Here is a 15217-nt window from a genome sequence, read left to right as displayed (position 1 = left end):
GTGCCACGCATCCCGGGTTGAACCCTCTGTCCACACTGGGGCCCACGGGTTGAAGAACGGGCCCGGATACCCTCCACCCCCACCCTCTCCCGGAGGGCGAGGGAGTGTGCGCTCACGGCGCCGCGGCTTCCTGACTCCGGGGCGTCTCGAGCACCGCCCGGGCCGCGTCGATGGCCTCGTGCGTACCCGCCAGCGCGAGCACATCCCCCTCCCGCAGCACCTCCTGCGCCGTGGGGACGACCGCTTCGCCGTCATCCCGCTGGATGGCCAGCACCGTGGCTCCCGTCATCCCGCGCAGGTTGAGCTGCGCCAGGCTCTGCCCCACCGCCGGACTGGACGCCTCGAGCCGCACCGGTGTCGGCTCGCCGAGCCCGGGAAGGATGGCATGGAGCGTCTTCAACCGCTCGCCGTGCTTCTCCTCGTTCCCGGGGACATGCGTCTGGGCCGCGAGCGCCGAGACGATGACCTGCGAGCCCGCGCGCACGTGCCCCTGCAGATTGGTGGCGCTGCGCCAGAAACCCACGGCGAGCACCGCGAGCTGGACCAGCAGCACGGCCGCGCCCTGGAAGCCGGGAATGAAGGGCTGGGTGAGGGCGACGAGCGGGATGCCCACGCTGAGCAGGCTCGCCAGCTGGAGCGTCACCACCAGCGCGCGCCGGGGCGCGGCGGCCCGGTCCAGCTTGCCCTCGCTCGGAGGCAGGGCCAGGTCCGCGAGCAGCACCCCCAGACTCCTCGCCATCCGGACGAGCCCCACGAGGAACGGCACCGCGAGCGCCGAGGCCAGGCCGATGACGAGCAGGCGCGCCACCGACGCCCCCAGTCCGCCCCGGTTCTCCACGGTCGTGGTGAGCCTCTCGATGAACACGGACGTCCCGATGACGAGCGCGGCGAGCATCGCCGCGTCGAGCACCATCAGGCGCACCAGCCGGCGGATACTCGCGCCGGTGGTCTTCTGCGTCGGCGCGGTGCGCAGGCCCTCCACCCAGCTCCCATAGAGCGCGGCGAACGTCTGCAGCGGCCGGGGCAGCTTGCGGTCCACGACGTTGGCCACCGGTCCCGATGCCCGGATGAGGAAGGGCGTGGTGAGGGTGGTGATCGCCGAGACGGCCACCGCCACCGGGTAGAGGAACTGCCCCGTGGCGTTCAGCGACAGGCCCAGGCCCGCGATGATGAAGGAGAACTCCCCAATCTGCGCCAGGCTCAGGCCCGACTGCACCGCCGTGCGCGTCCCGTTGCCCGTGAGGAACACGCCCAGGGCCACGCCCACCAGCTTGCCGAGGATGACCACCCCCGTCAGCACGGCCACGGCCACCCAGTGCTTCGCCACGAGCGCGGGGTCGATCAACATGCCCACCGACACGAAGAAGATGGCCGCGAAGACGTCGCGCACGGGCTGCACCAGGTGCTCGACGTCCTTCTCCTTGCCGGACTCCGCCACGAGCGAGCCCGCCAGGAACGCGCCGAGCGCCACCGAGTAGCCGAACTCCTGCGCCAGCAACGCCACCGCGAAGCAGATGCCCACGCTCGTCACCAGCAGCGTCTCCGGCCGGTTCAGCTTGTGGACGGCCCGCACCACCCGCGGGATGACCAACAGCCCCACCACCACCAGCCCCACCAGGAACAGCCCCAGCCGGCCGATCGTCAGCGCGAGCTGCCCCGCGGACAGGCCCGCGCCGGTGGACACCGCCGTGAGCGTCGCCATCAGGAGGATGGCGATGAGATCCTCGACGATGAGCACCCCGACGACGATCTCCCGCAGCTTGCCCTTGATGCCCTGCTCGTCGAATGCCTTGGCGATGATGGTCGTGCTGGAGATGGCGATGATGGCCCCCGTGAAGATGCTCTCGAGCGCCGTCCAGCCGAAGGCCCGGCCCACGACGAAGCCGAGCCAGATCATCAGGCTGCATTGGATGATGGCCGTGACGCCCGCCGTGGGGCCCACCTGGAACAGCTTGCGCAGGCTGAACTCCAGCCCGAGCGAGAACATGAGGAGGATGACGCCCAGCTCCGACAGCGTCTGGACGATGCCGGAGTCCGCGACGAGCGGGATGGGGACGTGGGGGCCGATGATGAGGCCCGCGATGATGTACCCGAGCACGACGGGTTGTCGCAGCCGCTGGAAGATGACGGATGTCACCGCCGCGACGCAGAGAACCATCGCCAGGGCCTTGAGGAAGTCGTGAGCTCCGTGCATCGCTGAATCACCTGCTGGGAATCTAGGGAGGGAAGGGAAGAAGAAGGCCTCGGAGGAGCGCACCGGCCCCGGAGCGGCCGAGGGGCCGGTGCGCCCGCCCCATCATCAGCCGAACCGCTCGAAGGCGATGGCGGCGCCGATGATGAGCAGGCTGACGACCGCGGCCAGGAGGAGCCGCCCCACCTGCCAGGGGGGGTGACCCGCGTTCGCGGGGACGGGAGACGTCGTCGTTTCGTTCTGTTCGTCGCGCAAGGAATGCCTCACGCGCACCAGGGTCGCTGGCGCGCGGGTGAAGGGTGGAACTCTGGGACCGAACGTCAGGCGGTCCGCGGAGGTCCTTGCGCGGGACAGTTGGCGACCACGGGGCGATCCGCGATCCGGCCGTGGCTCGTGGGCAATACGCACGACAACCGCCGTCTCGTGCGTTCCGCGAGCAGGGCTTCTGGCCGGATCGCGGGGCCGGGGCGTGTATCGGACCGTGGTTGGAACGGGAGCGGCTTGTTGGCGGGGCGCGGCAGCTCCAACTGCCCCTGCACCGGTGACGCCTGGACGCCCACCAGGCCCTGCTGCCGCACGGGCAGATGGGCCGAGAGCGAATGCTGATGCTTCGGTCCCCGCGCCGTGGTGGCCCACCGGACCTCCGCGTGAGCGGGGGCCCGGGCGCACACGCCGGCCACGACGGCCATCAGGAGGGCGCAGGCCGCGCCGACCAGGGCCATCCATCGGGCGCTCGATTGCTCGCGCCAGGATGCGGGGCCAACGGTTCTCATGAAGCTGGGTGCTCGAACACTCCTAACATCCAGGGTGCTTCCAGGGAAAGGCACTCTTCGAGAGCCGGCCAGGCCACTTGCCGCTTTTCTCCGTACGCTCCGGGAGGCCTCGCGTGGCTCCGCCCACCAGGCAGGGAGCCATGGTCTCGCACCTGGGGGCGCGCTGCTGGCCCTCCGTGCCCACCTTCGACGGGCTGGCGGACGGGGTGCTCCCTCCCGGCGCGAGGCCGCGCGTGTGAAAGCGTACGGTGGGCCCCCCTGCTGATGGCTGGCGGACGCTCCATTTGTCTGGCGGATGGACGCTCCACCTCTCCGGGGTCGGAGACACCGTGAAGTCCTTGAAGAGTGCGCTCCCCACCCACAGATTCCGTGCACTCCGTTTGAAAGGACAGCGACGCGTATGACCAGGGAAGTCTGGCCGGGCAAGCCGTACCCTCGGGGCGCGACATTCGATGGCACGGGGGTGAACTTCGCGGTCTTCTCGCAAGTGGCCACCCGCGTCGAGGTCTGCCTCTTCGATCCGCGGAACCCCTCGAGGGAAGTGGAGCGGTTCGATCTGCCGGCGATGACCGATGACGTCTGGCACGGCTACGTGCCGGGGCTGGAGCCGGGCACGCTCTACGGCCTGCGCGTGCACGGGCCGTATGAGCCGCAGAAGGGCCACCGCTGCAACCCGTACAAGCTGCTGGTGGACCCGTACGCCAAGGCGCTCCATGGCGAGGTGGACTGGTCCCAGCCCGTGTTCGGCTACACGCTCGGCAACGAGAAGCAGGACCTGATGCGTGACGAGCGCGACAGCGCCGCGGGCGTGCCCAAGAGCGTGGTGGTGGGGGACTACTTCGACTGGGGCAACGAGCGCCGCCCGGACGTGCCCTGGCGCAAGACGGTCATCTACGAGGCCCACGTGAAGGGCCTCACCATGCGCCACCCCAAGGTGCCCGAGAACCAGCGCGGCACCTACGCGGCCCTCGGCCACCCGGCCGTCATCGAGCACCTGCTCAAGCTGGGCGTCACCTCGGTGGAGTTGCTGCCGGTGCACGCCTTCGCGGATGACTCCTTCCTCGGCGAGAAGGGCCTGTCCAACTTCTGGGGCTACAACACCCTGTGCTACTTCGCCCCCGAGGCCTCCTACGCCAGCCGCCGCACGCCGGGCGGCGCCGTCAACGAGTTCAAGGGCATGGTGAAGGCCCTGCACGCCGCCGGCATCGAGGTGCTGCTCGACGTCGTCTACAACCACTCGTGCGAGGGCAACCACCTGGGGCCCACGCTGTCGCTCAAGGGCGTGGACAACGCCAGCTACTACTGGCTGATGCCCGAGGCGCGCTACTCCCTGGACTTCACCGGCTGCGGTAACAGCCTCAACGCCTCCAACCCCCAGGCCGCTCGCCTCATCGTGGACTCCCTGCGCTACTGGGTGGAGGAGATGCACGTGGACGGGTTCCGCTTCGATCTGGCCACCGTGCTCGGCCGCGTGGGCAAGGGGGAGTTCTCCCCCAGTGCCCCCATCTTCCAGATCCTCAACCAGGATCCCGTGCTCAGCCGGGTGAAGCTCATCGCCGAGCCGTGGGACGTGGGGCTCGGCGGCTACCAGGTGGGCGGCTTCCAGGCGCCCTGGCGCGAGTGGAACGGCAAGTACCGCGACGCCCTGCGCCGCTACTGGAAGGGGGACGAGAACCTCGCGGGCGAGGTGGGCCACCGGCTCACCGGCTCCTCGGACCTCTACCAGGGCGCGCGCCGCCGGCCCCAGGCCAGCATCAACTTCGTCACCGCCCACGACGGCTTCACCCTGCACGACCTCGTCACCTACAGCCACAAGCACAACGAGGCCAACGGCGAGCACAACCGCGACGGCGCCGACGACAACCAGGCGTGGAACTGCGGCGTGGAGGGCGAGACGGACGACCCCGGCGTCGTCTCCCTGCGCGAGCGCCAGAAGCGCAACCTGCTCGCCTCGCTCTTCCTCTCGCAGGGCGTGCCCATGATCGTCGCCGGTGACGAGATGGGCCGCACCCAGCGCGGCAACAACAACGCCTACTGCCAGGACAACGAGCTGTCCTGGGTGGACTGGAACCTGGATGACCGCCGGTTGGCGCTGCTCGAGTTCACCTCGCGCCTCATCCAGTTCCGCCATCGCCAGCCGGTGCTCCAGCGCCGCCGCTTCTTCCAGGGCAAGCACATCTGGGACTCGGAGTACAAGGACCTCGCCTGGTTCCGCCCGGATGGCACGGAGATGGGCCAGGAGGACTGGCAGAAGCCCTTCACCCGCTCGCTCGCGTTCCTCCTGGGCGGTGATGCCATCCCCTCGCCGGACGAGCGCGGCCAGCGCATCATCGGCGACGCCCTGCTGGTGCTGCTCAACGCCCACCACGAGCCCGTCCGCTTCACCGTGCCGCCCCCGGCCCAGGGCGCCCGGTGGGTCATCGAGTTCTACACCGCGGATGACTCGCGGGGCCCCGAGGAGCCGGTGCCCGCCGGCCCCTTCGAGCTGACGGGCCGCTCGCTCGCCGTCTTCCGGGAAGTGCCGGCCACCTAGGCCCGGTGCTCGGGCGGGCAGCGCCGGATGTGGGTGTGAGGACATGAGGGAGCCACGGGTGAGCACATTGCCCGTGGCTTTTGTCACGTGGTACCCATTGTCCTCATGAGTCCTCCGACGGGGGAGTGCCGCCGGATTTTGGTGGTCGACGACAACAGTGCCATCCACCAGGACTTCCGGAAGATCCTCGCCAGGTCCGGCCAGGGTATCGCGGAGCTGGATGCGATGGAGTCCATGCTCTTCGGGGACGCGCCGCCCCGGAGCAGTACCACCCGCTTCGAGTTGGACTTCGCGCTGGGTGGAGAGGAGGGCGTGCGCCTGGTGCGCGACGCGGTGCGTGAGGGACGCCCCTACGCCGTGGCCTTCGTGGACATCCGCATGCCGCCGGGCATGGACGGGGTGGAGGCCACCCTGCAGATGTGGCGGGAGGAGGCGGATCTCCAGGTGGTGCTCTGCTCGGCCCACTCCGACTATTCCTGGGACGAGCTGTCGCGCAAGCTGGGGACGAGTGAGCGGCTGCTCATCCTGCGCAAGCCCTTCGACAGCATCGAGGTGCGCCAGATGGCGCACGCGCTGTGCGAGAAGTGGGAGCTGTTGCGCGCCAGCCACCAGCGGATGGAGGACCTGGAGCGGATGGTGGAGGAGCGGACGCGGGCGCTGGCGGAGGCCAATGCCCGGCTGGTGCACGCGCAGAAGCTGGAGGCGCTGGGGCGCATGTCGGCGGGCCTGGCCCACGAGGTCAACAACCCGCTGAGCTACATCCTGTCCAACCTGCGCCACGTGGTGCGGGGGCTGGAGAAGCTGCCGTGCGCCCAGGAGGCGCTGCGCGCCCGGGACGAGCTGAGGGATGCGTGCGGGGATGCCGTCACCGGCGCCGAGCGCATCGAGCGCATCGTCCAGGACGTGCGCATCTTCGCCCGGATGGACGAGCCGCCGAAGGAGGTGGTGGACGTGCGCCATGTGATGGAGCTCACCCTCTCCATGGCGGCGCGGGCGCTGCGTCCGGAGCTGAAGCTGGTGCGGGAGTTCCAGGAGGTGCCGCCCGTGTGGGGCAGCGAGCACGGCCTGGGGCAGGTGTTCCTCAACCTCATCGTCAACGCCACCCACGCCCTGGCGGGCCGCGAGGCGCCCACGCTCCGGCTGGGCATCCAGCGGCGCGAGGACGGCCTGGTCGCGGTGGAGGTGCAGGACAACGGCAGCGGCATCCGGCCGGAGCACCTCAGCCGCCTCTTCGAGCCCTTCTTCACGACGAAGCCGGTGGGCACGGGCACGGGGCTCGGCCTGTCCATCTGCCATGGCATCGTGACCCGTTTGGGAGGTGACATTTCCGTGGACAGCGCGCCGGGCCAGGGCACCACCTTCCGGGTGTTGCTGCCCACGGCCTCCGAGCAGGGGGCGGAGTCCGCTATGCTGGAGCGGAGGCGCTCCGGGTCCTAGGTCTGGCGCGCGCTCGTGCGCCGACCAAGGGGAAGTGATGGGCTGGAGCCCGCGAGCATGGGTGCTGGAATGGCTGGACGCCCGGCTGACGGAGTCGCAGCGCCGGCTGCCTCCGGGGGAGCTCTGGCGCTACCGGGTGCTGCTGGGGGCCACCCTCCTGATGATGGTGCTCATCGGCCTGTACGTGCTCGGCATCCCCACCTATGCGGCCGAGGATCGCCTGCCGCAGCTCCTGGTGGTGGGCGTGTGCATGGCCGCCTTCGGGGCGGTGGTGGTGCTGATGCGCCGGCTGGCCTCGCCCTCCCCGCCGGCCATCCTCCTGTGCCTGGCCCTGTCCGTGGGCTTCATCCTGGGCACCCTGCCCGTGGACTCGCCGGGCGCTGTCTCTCATGCGGTGGGCATGTTGATTCCGGCCCTGGCCGTCTACCTGCTGGGGCCGCGCCGCGGGTTCTTCTTCACCGCGCTCCTCATGCTCTACGTGGGGGCCTTCCACCAGCTCTACCACTCCGGCTTCGGCCTGGCGCGGCCCGTCTTCCAGAAGCCGGGAGCCTGGATGAGCAACCTCGTCGCGTGCGTCAGCCTGCTGACGAGCTGGGCGCTGAGCTGGCTCTACGGCACCGTGCGCGAGGAGTCCCAGCAGGCGCTGCAGCAGGCGCTCAAGACGCTGCGCGAGAGCGAGGGCAAGCTGTTCAGCGTCCTCGAGAGCACGGAGGACGTGGTGGTGGCGCTCGACCGGGAAGGGCGCGTGGTCACCGCCAACATGATGGCCAAGGCCGTGGGCCGACACCTCTATGGCCGGGAGCTCGAGCGGGGTGCCCACCTGGCGTGGATGGCCTCTCCGGGCCTCCAGGAGCTGTTCCAGAAGGCCCTGGCGGGCAAGCGGGAGCGGTTGGAGATGCACATCCCCGCGCAGGGCCGCCCCATGACGCTGGACGTCACCTTCAACCCGGTGTGGGAAGGGGAGCGGGTGGTGGGGGCCACGCTCTTCAGCCGCGACATCACGGAGCGCAAGGAGGCCGAGGCCCGCCTGGCGGAGCTGCACCGCGGCCTGGTGGACGTGTCGCGCCACGCGGGCATGGCGGAGATCGCCACCGGGGTGCTGCACAACGTGGGCAACACGCTCAACAGCGTGAACGTGTCCGCCCACCTCGTGGTGGATCGGCTGCGCGGCTCGCGGGCCGCGGGCCTGGACAAGGCCGTGGCGCTGCTGCGGGAGAACGCCTCGCGGCTGGGCGCCTTCCTCGAGGAGGATCCCCGGGGCCGGCAGCTCCCCGCCTACCTGGCGGCGCTCTCGGGCCAGCTCGCCCAGGAGCGCGAGTCGGTGCTGGAGGAGCTGCGGCGGCTCACCGAGAGCGTGGACCACATCAAGTCCGTGGTGAGCATGCAGCAGCAGCATGCCCGCTTCTCCGGAGTGCTGGAGCGGGTGGAGGTGCCCACGCTGCTGGACGACGCCATGCGCCTGCACGCGGTGTCCTTCGAGCGCCTGGGCATCCAACTGCGGCGCGAGTACACCGCCTCCGCCTCCGCGGTGATGGTGGACCGGCACAAGCTGCTGCAGATTCTGGTGAACCTGCTGAGCAACGCGCGCCATGCGCTGCTGGACAGCCAGCGGCCCGACAAGCAGCTCACCCTGCGCGTGGAGGAGGCGGGAGCGCGGCTGCGCATCGCCGTGGCGGACAACGGGGTGGGCATTGCCCCGGAGAACCTGCAACGCCTCTTCAGCCAGGGCTTCACCACGAAGAAGGACGGGCACGGTTTCGGGCTGCACATCAGCGCCCTGTCCGCCGAGGAACTGGGCGGCTCCCTCGAGTGCGAGAGCGAGGGCCCCGGCACGGGGGCCACCTTCACCCTGGAGCTGCCCCTGGCGTGAGGGTCCACCGGCCGCGGCGGGTGGGCTCCTCGAGCGCCCGGCCGAGGGCCTGGAGGAAGCGCTTGCGCGGCCAGTGCTCGGCCCCGAAGCGCGCCAGGTGCTCCGTCTCCACCTGGCAGTCGATGAAGTGGAAGCCCCAGGAGTGGAAGCGCTCCACCGCGGTGGTGAAGGCCACCTTCGAGGCGTCCGGCGCGTGGGCGAACATGCTCTCGCCGAAGAAGGCCGCCCCCAGCGACACGCCGTAGAAGCCGCCCTTCAGCTCTCCCCCGGCCCACGCCTCCACCGAGTGCGCGAAGCCCAGCTCGTGCAGGGTGAGGTAGGCCTCGAGCATCTCGTCGGTAATCCACGTGCCGTCCTGGCCGGGGCGCGGGGTACTGGCGCACGCGGTGATGACGTCCGCGAAGGCGGTGTCCCAGCGGATGTCATAGACGCCGGCCTTGAGCGTCTTGCGCAGCGAGCGGCCCACGTGCAGCTTGTCCGGCGGGAGGACGAAGCGCGGGTCCGGCGAGTGCCAGAGGATGGGCTGGCCCCGGCTGTACCAGGGGAAGATGCCCTGGGAGTACGCCGAGAGCAGTCGCTCGGGGCTCAGGTCCCCGCCGACGGCGAGCAGCCCGCCCCGGTCCGCCTTCTCCGGTGGCGGGAAGAGCTCCGGATCTTCTCCGAGTAGGTAGATGGGCACTACCGCGACACGTTGAGCTTCACGTCTCCGGACAGCGAGTAGGGGACGCGCACCAGCGGGCCCGTGAGCTCGCCCGCGACTTCATACGGCAGCGTCCCCTTGGCGATGAGCACCCGCACGTCCTGCCCCCACGTCTCCTTCGTCACCGCCACCTCCACGGGATACACCCCGGTGGCCGACGCGTCCACGGTGTCGTACTTGCCCCGCGTCCCCTCGCCCAGCTTGCGGCCTCCCACCGAGACGGCCCAGGTGAGCTCCTCCAGCCGCAGCGGGAAGGGGTTGGGGTTCTCCACCCCCAGGCGCAAGAGCAGATCCACCTGCTCCTCCGAGTAGCGGGCCCCCTCCAGGCTCTCCACCTTCACCACGGGCAGCCGGGGCACGCGCACCGCCCGGGAGGCGGCGAAGGGCAGCGTCCGCACCTCGTCCCCCACGCGCACCGTCAGCGTGCCGCGCAGCGCCACGAGCAGGGTGCCACCCCGCTGGCTCAGCGCCCTCAGGTCCTCCGGCGTGCGCACGTAGGCGGCCTCGGCCTGGAAGGAGAAGGGGGTGGGGGCGGCGGGGGCCAGGGTGACGCCCAGCGGCGCCGAGCCCTTCTGGAGCACCTGGCCGTCGGAGACGAGCTCGTAGTCCGCCTTCTCCAGCACGGCGGGGCCGGGGCTGGTGAGCTGGCCGGAGTAGCGCAGCTTCATCTCACTGAGGCCCTGGGAGGCGACGGTGGCCTCCTCGGCGCCGAGGGAAGCGGGGCCCACGGGGGCGGGGGGCGGCGTGGAGGCACACCCGGCCAGCCAGGCCGCGAGCGTCAGGAGGTGGACGATGGCACGCGGGGCGGAACGCATGGCGCCCAAGGTGGGGCGGGTTCTGGCTGGCCTCAAGGGCGTTTCGGGTACACTGTTGACTACAACCGTGGCCCACCGTCGCCCGAACCTCAACAAGGCCATCCGCTCGCTCATCCGCGACATCGCCGCGAAGATGCCCGAGTTCTCCCATGTGAGGGCCAGCCGCATCCTGGTCATCGCCGGAGAGGCGCGGCGGGCCTCGCGGGGCACGGTGAAGCCGTTGTGTTTCCGGGGTGGGCTCAGCACGGACCGGGCCGGGCGCCGCAAGCCCATCGTCCGGCTCAAGGGCAAGCGGATGCTCTACTGCATCACCCTGCGCCCGCTCTTCTTCCGCTCCTCCACGCCCAAGGCCCGTGTCGAGACGGTGATGCACGAGCTCTTCCACATGTCGCGGCGCTTCGACGGCACGCTGCACGCGGGGCGCAGGCACTCGGTGCTGGGCAGGGACTTCCCCCGCCGGCTGCGGCCGCTGGTGCGCCGCTACCTCAAGCACTGCCCCAAGGAGGTGCTGGAGGCCTTCGCCTACTCGGGCGAGGTGAAGGTGCTGCAGTGGCTGGAGCGGCCCGGCCCCGCCTACGTCCCCGGCACGCGCGGGGTGCGCAAGGTGTACACCGAGGAGCAGCTCTATTACGGCATTGCCCGCATGGTGACGCGCAAGCGGCCCCGGCCCTCCACCGAGCCCAAGCTCCCGCGCAAGGAGCGCGTGGAGAAGGTCCGGGTGCACTGAAGGTGCCGCACTAGTTGAGGTACTTGGGGCGCGGCGGCGCGGGCGGCTGCGGCGGCCCGGCCTCCAGCATCTCCAGCCCCTGACGGGTGAGCAGGAAGCGCACCACGCCGGAGCCCCGCTCCGTTTCGATCTCCGCCTCGAAGGCGGGGCCCGAGATGCTGCCCATCTGCACGTCCTTGCGCAGGTTGTGCACCTTGCCCGTGAGCAGATCTCCCGCCACCGGCTGCACGGTGTCGCCACGCCGGTAGAGGTCGTACGCGACCTGATGCAGCGTCATGGCCAGCGTGGGCGTCAACGGCTGGGAGCTGAACAGGACCGAGATGAGGACCCAATAGGGGGGGGACTGTTCGGCCATTTCCCCCATCCTAACGCCCCCCTGGCGCGTGCCCCACCCGTTTTCCGCACCTTTCTTTTCAATGAGGGCGAAATCGTTCCCGTTGCCCCGGACTGGAAGCGTTCTTCCCAGGATGTTTTCCGTGCCGGTGCTCGCTTGACCAGCAAACCGCCTGTAAATCGCCTCCCGGCTTTCCCCCCGTTTCACTCGGAGCACCGAATGTTCACGAAGAAGGTGTCTGGCGGAATGGTGTCCCTGTCGTGGGCCCTGGGCCTGCTGGCGTCGACGGCCGCGTACGCGGGGCCGCTGGATGGCAACAGCAGCGACGTGATGCTGCAGGGCTTCCACTGGCGGTCCACCGAGACGTCCCCCTGGTGGGGCGTCATCCAGGGCAAGGCCTCGGACATCAAGGCCAGCGGCTTCACCATGGTGTGGTTCCCGCCCTCGGGTGACTCGGCGGCCCGGGAGGGCTACCTGCCGCGGCAGTTGTATGTGCAGAACAGCTCCTACGGCACGGACGCGCAGCTCAAGAGCGCCATCGGCGCGCTGCACACCCACGGCGTGAAGGCCATCGCGGACATCGTGGTCAACCACCGCGTGGGCACCGCCAACTGGGCGGACTTCACCAACCCCACCTGGGGCTCGTCCGCGGTGGTGCGGGGGGACGAGTGGACGGGCGCCACCGGCAACTCCGACACCGGCGACGGCTTCAGCGCCGCGCGGGACCTGGACCACACCAACGGCACCGTCCAGAGCGACATCAAGGGCTGGATGAACTGGCTCAAGTCCAGCATCGGCTACGACGGCTGGCGCTATGACTACGTGAAGGGGTACGGCGGCTCGTACGTGGGCGGCTACAACAACGCCACGGTGCCCTACTTCTCCGTGGGCGAGCTGTGGACGGACCTCAACCTCAACGACGTCAACCCGCACCGCCAGCTCATCATGAACTGGATCAACGCCACCGGGGGCAAATCGGGCGCGTTCGACTTCACGACGAAGGGCATCCTCCAGCAGGCCGTGCAGTACAACGAGTTCTGGCGGCTCAAGGCCAGCGATGGAAAGCCCCAGGGCGCCATCGGCTGGTGGCCCGCCAAATCGGTGACGTTCATCGACAACCACGACACGGGCCCGAGCCACCCGAGTGGTGGCCAGAACCACTGGCCCTTCCCCAGCGACAAGGTGATGCAGGGCTACGCGTACATCCTCACGCACCCGGGCATCCCCTGCGTCTACTGGGTGCACTTCTATGACTGGGGCCACGCCGCGGCCATCAAGAGCCTCATCGCGGCGCGCAAGGAGAAGGGCGTCACCTCCACCTCCGCGGTGAGCATCGTGGCCGCGGACACGACGAAGTACGCCGCCACCATCACCGGCAACAGCGGCAGCCTGGCGATGAAGCTCGGCCCCGGCTCCTGGTCTCCGGGCACCGGCTGGACGCTGGTGAACTCGGGCACCAACTGGGCCGTCTGGAAGAAGTAGGCCCGGCTCGGGTAGCATCGCGGGTGATGATCCAGTTCACCCGCAACTACACCGACCGCTCGAACAACTACGGCTTCCAGTTCGAGTTCCATTGCGACAAGTGCCGCAACGGGCACATGTCTCCCTTCATCGCCAACAAGATGGGCCTGGCGGCGGGCTTCCTGAAGGCGGCGGGCTCCTTCTTCGGGGGCTCTCTGTCGCGGGCGGCCTACGCGGGCGACCACGTGAAGGACGCCCTGCGTGGGAGCGCCTGGGACGACGCCTACTCCGAGGCGGTGGAGGAGGGGAAGAAGCACTTCAAGCACTGCACCCGCTGTGGCCAGTGGGTGTGCCCGCAGGCGTGCTGGAACGAGTCGCGTGGCCTGTGCGAGTCGTGCGCGCCGGACCTCCAGGAGGAGGCCGCGCACATCCAGGCCAAGGTGTCCGTGGAGCAGGCCTGGGACAAGGCGCGCAAGGTGGACCAGGTGGAGTCGCTGGACATGAAGGCCCACCGCACGGCGGCGGCCTCGGCCTGCCCCCACTGCAACGCCCGCGTCGAGGGAGGGAAGTTCTGCCCCGAGTGCGGCAAGCCGCTCGCGGCCGCCAAGGTGCACTGCACCCAGTGCGGTACGGAGATGAAGCCCACCGCGCGCTTCTGCGGCGAGTGCGGCACGTCCCGGGGCGGCTGAGTCTCGCCGGGTCCTCGCGTCATGGCACGGCCATGACGAAAGGACCGCGTGGCCGTGGCACGGCGGAGCGGGGACTTTCCTGGGCTGGTGTCCCCTCTCAACGACTGGACCCGCCATGTCGAATCCCCTTCGCCGTTTCGTGATGGTTGCCGCTGGCTCCTCAAGGACGGCAAGACGCGCGTCGAGGGGGTGACGCCCGCTCCCGCGAGCCGGTAACGCGGCTCAGTCGTCGCTCTTCGGAATCCTGGGCTGATCCAACAGGGGTTGCTCCTCGGGCTCCCGGGGTGCCCCGGGGTTGCGCACCTCCACCATCAAGGCGATGGGCTCACCCTCGGCGATTTCATACGTGGCGCGTACCTCGCCGCCCTCGCGGATCTCCGCCAGGGTGGCGGGACGGCCATCCACGCGCACCTCCGTTCCCGAGATGATGAGCATCCGCACGTCCTGTCCCTCCGCCGCGGACAGCACGTGCAGCTGGTTCCCGGTGACGGCCAGCACCTCCCCCGAGACCTGCCGGGGTTGCGTGGGGCTCGCCGCGGTGTCGTCCGGCTCCCGTTGGGCCGGTGGCTCGGTGGGCCGTGGTGTCTCGGCCCTCGCCGGGGGCGCCTCGCGCGGGAGTGGCCGTGCGGCCGGAGGAGGGGGCGTGGGCCGGCTCTCGCTCGTGGTGCCGGGCTCCGACTGCTCGGGCGCCGACGCCATCTCCTGCTCCCGCATCGGTGCCCGCGCCTCGCGCTTCTCGCAGCCGGCCAGCATGAGGAGCATCGCCGCTCCCGCCATCAGTCCGCTCGTCCTGGGTCGCATGCCGCCTCCCGTCCGTCTTGCTTCTCTGTCCTGCTTCTAATGATGGGGAGTCACCTTCCCAGCTCCCACCGGGCGGCCGTATGGCCCCTCCGCGAGGGTGCTGGAGAGCGCTCGATGGCGGGGGCGCGGGCCGGGTCCTCCCGCATGACCATCCTTCAGGTCTCACCTCCCTCTTCCGAGCGCTGGATGCCACGGAGCACGATGACGCCGAGCCGGATGGAGCTGCCTTCCGTGGAGTGGAAGCGAGTGCTCGTGCTGCTGCTCGTGCTCGGAGGGCTGGTCCTGCTCGCTTCCTCCGAGACGTTCCAGTCCGCCATGTCCTGGCTCCTCGGGAAGGCCGGGCCCGTCATCGAGGCGCATCCCTTCTGGGGCGCGGCGCTCTTTGTCCTCCTGTCCGCGTTCTCGGCCATGCTGGCCTTCTTCAGCAGCGCGGTGCTCGTGCCCGTGGCCATCCACACCTGGGGCGAGGCCGTGTGCGTGCTCCTGTTGTGGTGCGGGTGGATGCTCGGCGGTGCTTGCGCCTATGCCATCGCCCGGGCCTGGGGCCGGCCGGTGGTCCGCCGGCTCGTGTCCAACGAGCTGTTCGGCCGCTACGAGGAGCGCATCTCCCAGCACAGCTCCTTTGGCCTGGTGCTCCTCTTCCAGCTCGCGGTCCCCTCCGAGATTCCCGGCTACGTGCTCGGGCTGGCGCGCTATGGGCTGCGCAGGTACCTGCGCGTCCTGGCCGTCGCGGAGCTGCCGTACGCGGTGGGCACCGTCTACCTCGGCTCCAGCCTCCTCAAGCAGCGCTCCCTCGTGCTCCTGGCCCTGGGCGCGCTCGGCATCCTCTTCAGCGCGTGGGCCTTGCACGCCCTGCGCAAGCGGCTTGGCCCCTAGCCAGGTTCCC

15 protein-coding genes are annotated in these 15217 nt (G+C 70.0%); 8 read left to right on the top strand and 7 right to left on the bottom strand.

The features are described 5' to 3' along the window. Positions 1-112 precede the first annotated feature (112 nt). The 3 genes from Q664_RS51000 to Q664_RS50995 form a co-directional block, all read right to left on the bottom strand. A complete protein-coding gene (locus Q664_RS51000; protein WP_043414753.1) occupies positions 113-2194 on the bottom strand; it encodes a monovalent cation:proton antiporter family protein in 2082 nt (693 codons plus the stop codon). A 105-nt stretch (positions 2195-2299) separates the two neighbouring features. Beyond that, complete coding sequence (locus Q664_RS59850; RefSeq protein WP_160174681.1) at positions 2300-2446, bottom strand: hypothetical protein; 147 nt, start codon at positions 2444-2446, stop codon at positions 2300-2302. A 65-nt stretch (positions 2447-2511) separates the two neighbouring features. Beyond that, complete coding sequence (locus Q664_RS50995) at positions 2512-2913, bottom strand: hypothetical protein (protein WP_043414752.1); 402 nt, start codon at positions 2911-2913, stop codon at positions 2512-2514. A 164-nt stretch (positions 2914-3077) separates the two neighbouring features. On the opposite strand from Q664_RS50995, the gene Q664_RS62565 reads away from it, so the two are divergent. The 4 genes from Q664_RS62565 (at position 3078) to Q664_RS53975 (ending at position 8804) form a co-directional block, all read left to right on the top strand. Next, positions 3078-3203 (top strand): hypothetical protein, encoded by a 126-nt coding sequence (locus Q664_RS62565; protein ID WP_268811474.1) that lies wholly within the window; start codon positions 3078-3080, stop codon positions 3201-3203. Positions 3204-3364: 161 nt separating this feature from the next. After that, the gene (gene glgX, locus Q664_RS50990) at positions 3365-5497 is read left to right on the top strand and encodes a glycogen debranching protein GlgX (RefSeq protein ID WP_043414749.1); all 2133 of its coding nucleotides are present in this window, start codon (positions 3365-3367) and stop codon (positions 5495-5497) included. Positions 5498-5638: 141 nt separating this feature from the next. Continuing rightward, a complete protein-coding gene (locus Q664_RS50985) occupies positions 5639-6934 on the top strand; it encodes a sensor histidine kinase (protein ID WP_235217201.1) in 1296 nt (431 codons plus the stop codon). A 61-nt stretch (positions 6935-6995) separates the two neighbouring features. Then, entirely contained in the window at positions 6996-8804 is a 1809-nt protein-coding gene (locus tag Q664_RS53975; protein ID WP_052519747.1) for a two-component system sensor histidine kinase NtrB, read from the top strand. Here the strand turns inward: Q664_RS53975 and aat are convergent. Both aat and Q664_RS50970 read right to left on the bottom strand, forming a co-directional pair. Continuing rightward, the gene (gene aat / locus Q664_RS50975) at positions 8779-9483 is read right to left on the bottom strand and encodes a leucyl/phenylalanyl-tRNA--protein transferase (protein WP_043414744.1); all 705 of its coding nucleotides are present in this window, start codon (positions 9481-9483) and stop codon (positions 8779-8781) included. The two genes, Q664_RS53975 and aat, sit on opposite strands and share 26 nt — an antisense overlap. Continuing rightward, on the bottom strand, positions 9483-10319 hold the full coding sequence (locus Q664_RS50970; RefSeq protein ID WP_084611029.1) for an LEA/WHy family protein: 837 nt from the start codon (positions 10317-10319) through the stop codon (positions 9483-9485). The genes aat and Q664_RS50970 overlap by 1 nt, the downstream gene beginning before the upstream one ends. A 67-nt stretch (positions 10320-10386) precedes the next feature. Between Q664_RS50970 and Q664_RS50965 the strand changes: the two genes are divergently transcribed. Beyond that, the gene (locus Q664_RS50965; RefSeq protein WP_043414742.1) at positions 10387-11046 is read left to right on the top strand and encodes a hypothetical protein; all 660 of its coding nucleotides are present in this window, start codon (positions 10387-10389) and stop codon (positions 11044-11046) included. Between the two features lie 10 nt (positions 11047-11056). Here the strand turns inward: Q664_RS50965 and Q664_RS50960 are convergent, their stop codons facing one another. Then, positions 11057-11401: a hypothetical protein gene (locus Q664_RS50960; RefSeq protein WP_043414739.1), complete on the bottom strand. Its 345-nt coding sequence runs from the start codon at positions 11399-11401 to the stop codon at positions 11057-11059. Positions 11402-11599: 198 nt separating this feature from the next. On the opposite strand from Q664_RS50960, the gene Q664_RS50955 reads away from it, so the two are divergent. Beyond that, the gene (locus Q664_RS50955) at positions 11600-12862 is read left to right on the top strand and encodes a glucan 1,4-alpha-maltotetraohydrolase domain-containing protein (RefSeq protein WP_043414736.1); all 1263 of its coding nucleotides are present in this window, start codon (positions 11600-11602) and stop codon (positions 12860-12862) included. A 26-nt stretch (positions 12863-12888) separates the two neighbouring features. Then, positions 12889-13530 (top strand): zinc ribbon domain-containing protein, encoded by a 642-nt coding sequence (locus Q664_RS50950; protein WP_043414734.1) that lies wholly within the window; start codon positions 12889-12891, stop codon positions 13528-13530. A 222-nt stretch (positions 13531-13752) separates the two neighbouring features. On the opposite strand, the gene Q664_RS53970 is transcribed toward Q664_RS50950, so the two are convergent. Continuing rightward, complete coding sequence (locus Q664_RS53970; protein ID WP_152622852.1) at positions 13753-14331, bottom strand: hypothetical protein; 579 nt, start codon at positions 14329-14331, stop codon at positions 13753-13755. 144 nt (positions 14332-14475) lie between these two features. Here Q664_RS53970 and Q664_RS50940 point away from each other — a divergent pair, with 144 nt between their 5' ends. Beyond that, positions 14476-15207, top strand: coding sequence for a TVP38/TMEM64 family protein (locus tag Q664_RS50940; protein ID WP_235217200.1), 732 nt, complete (start codon positions 14476-14478; stop codon positions 15205-15207). Positions 15208-15217 lie beyond the last annotated feature (10 nt).

Source organism: Archangium violaceum Cb vi76, assembly GCF_000733295.1.
GTDB lineage: Bacteria > Myxococcota > Myxococcia > Myxococcales > Myxococcaceae > Archangium > Archangium violaceum.
This window is presented reverse-complemented; position numbering and strand designations above follow the sequence as displayed.

Bases quoted from the DNA above. Each gene is read 5' to 3' on its own strand.
- Q664_RS51000 (WP_043414753.1), bottom strand. From the start codon at position 2,194: ATGCACGGAGCTCACGACTTCCTCAAGGCCCTGGCGATGGTTCTCTGC.
- Q664_RS50995 (WP_043414752.1), bottom strand. From the start codon at position 2,913: ATGGCCCTGGTCGGCGCGGCCTGCGCCCTCCTGATGGCCGTCGTGGCC.
- glgX (WP_043414749.1), top strand. From the start codon at position 3,365: ATGACCAGGGAAGTCTGGCCGGGCAAGCCGTACCCTCGGGGCGCGACA.
- Q664_RS50970 (WP_084611029.1), bottom strand. From the start codon at position 10,319: ATGCGTTCCGCCCCGCGTGCCATCGTCCACCTCCTGACGCTCGCGGCC.
- Q664_RS50960 (WP_043414739.1), bottom strand. From the start codon at position 11,401: ATGGCCGAACAGTCCCCCCCCTATTGGGTCCTCATCTCGGTCCTGTTC.
- Q664_RS50955 (WP_043414736.1), top strand. From the start codon at position 11,600: ATGTTCACGAAGAAGGTGTCTGGCGGAATGGTGTCCCTGTCGTGGGCC.
- Q664_RS50950 (WP_043414734.1), top strand. From the start codon at position 12,889: ATGATCCAGTTCACCCGCAACTACACCGACCGCTCGAACAACTACGGC.
- Q664_RS53970 (WP_152622852.1), bottom strand. From the start codon at position 14,331: ATGCGACCCAGGACGAGCGGACTGATGGCGGGAGCGGCGATGCTCCTC.
- Q664_RS50940 (WP_235217200.1), top strand. From the start codon at position 14,476: ATGACCATCCTTCAGGTCTCACCTCCCTCTTCCGAGCGCTGGATGCCA.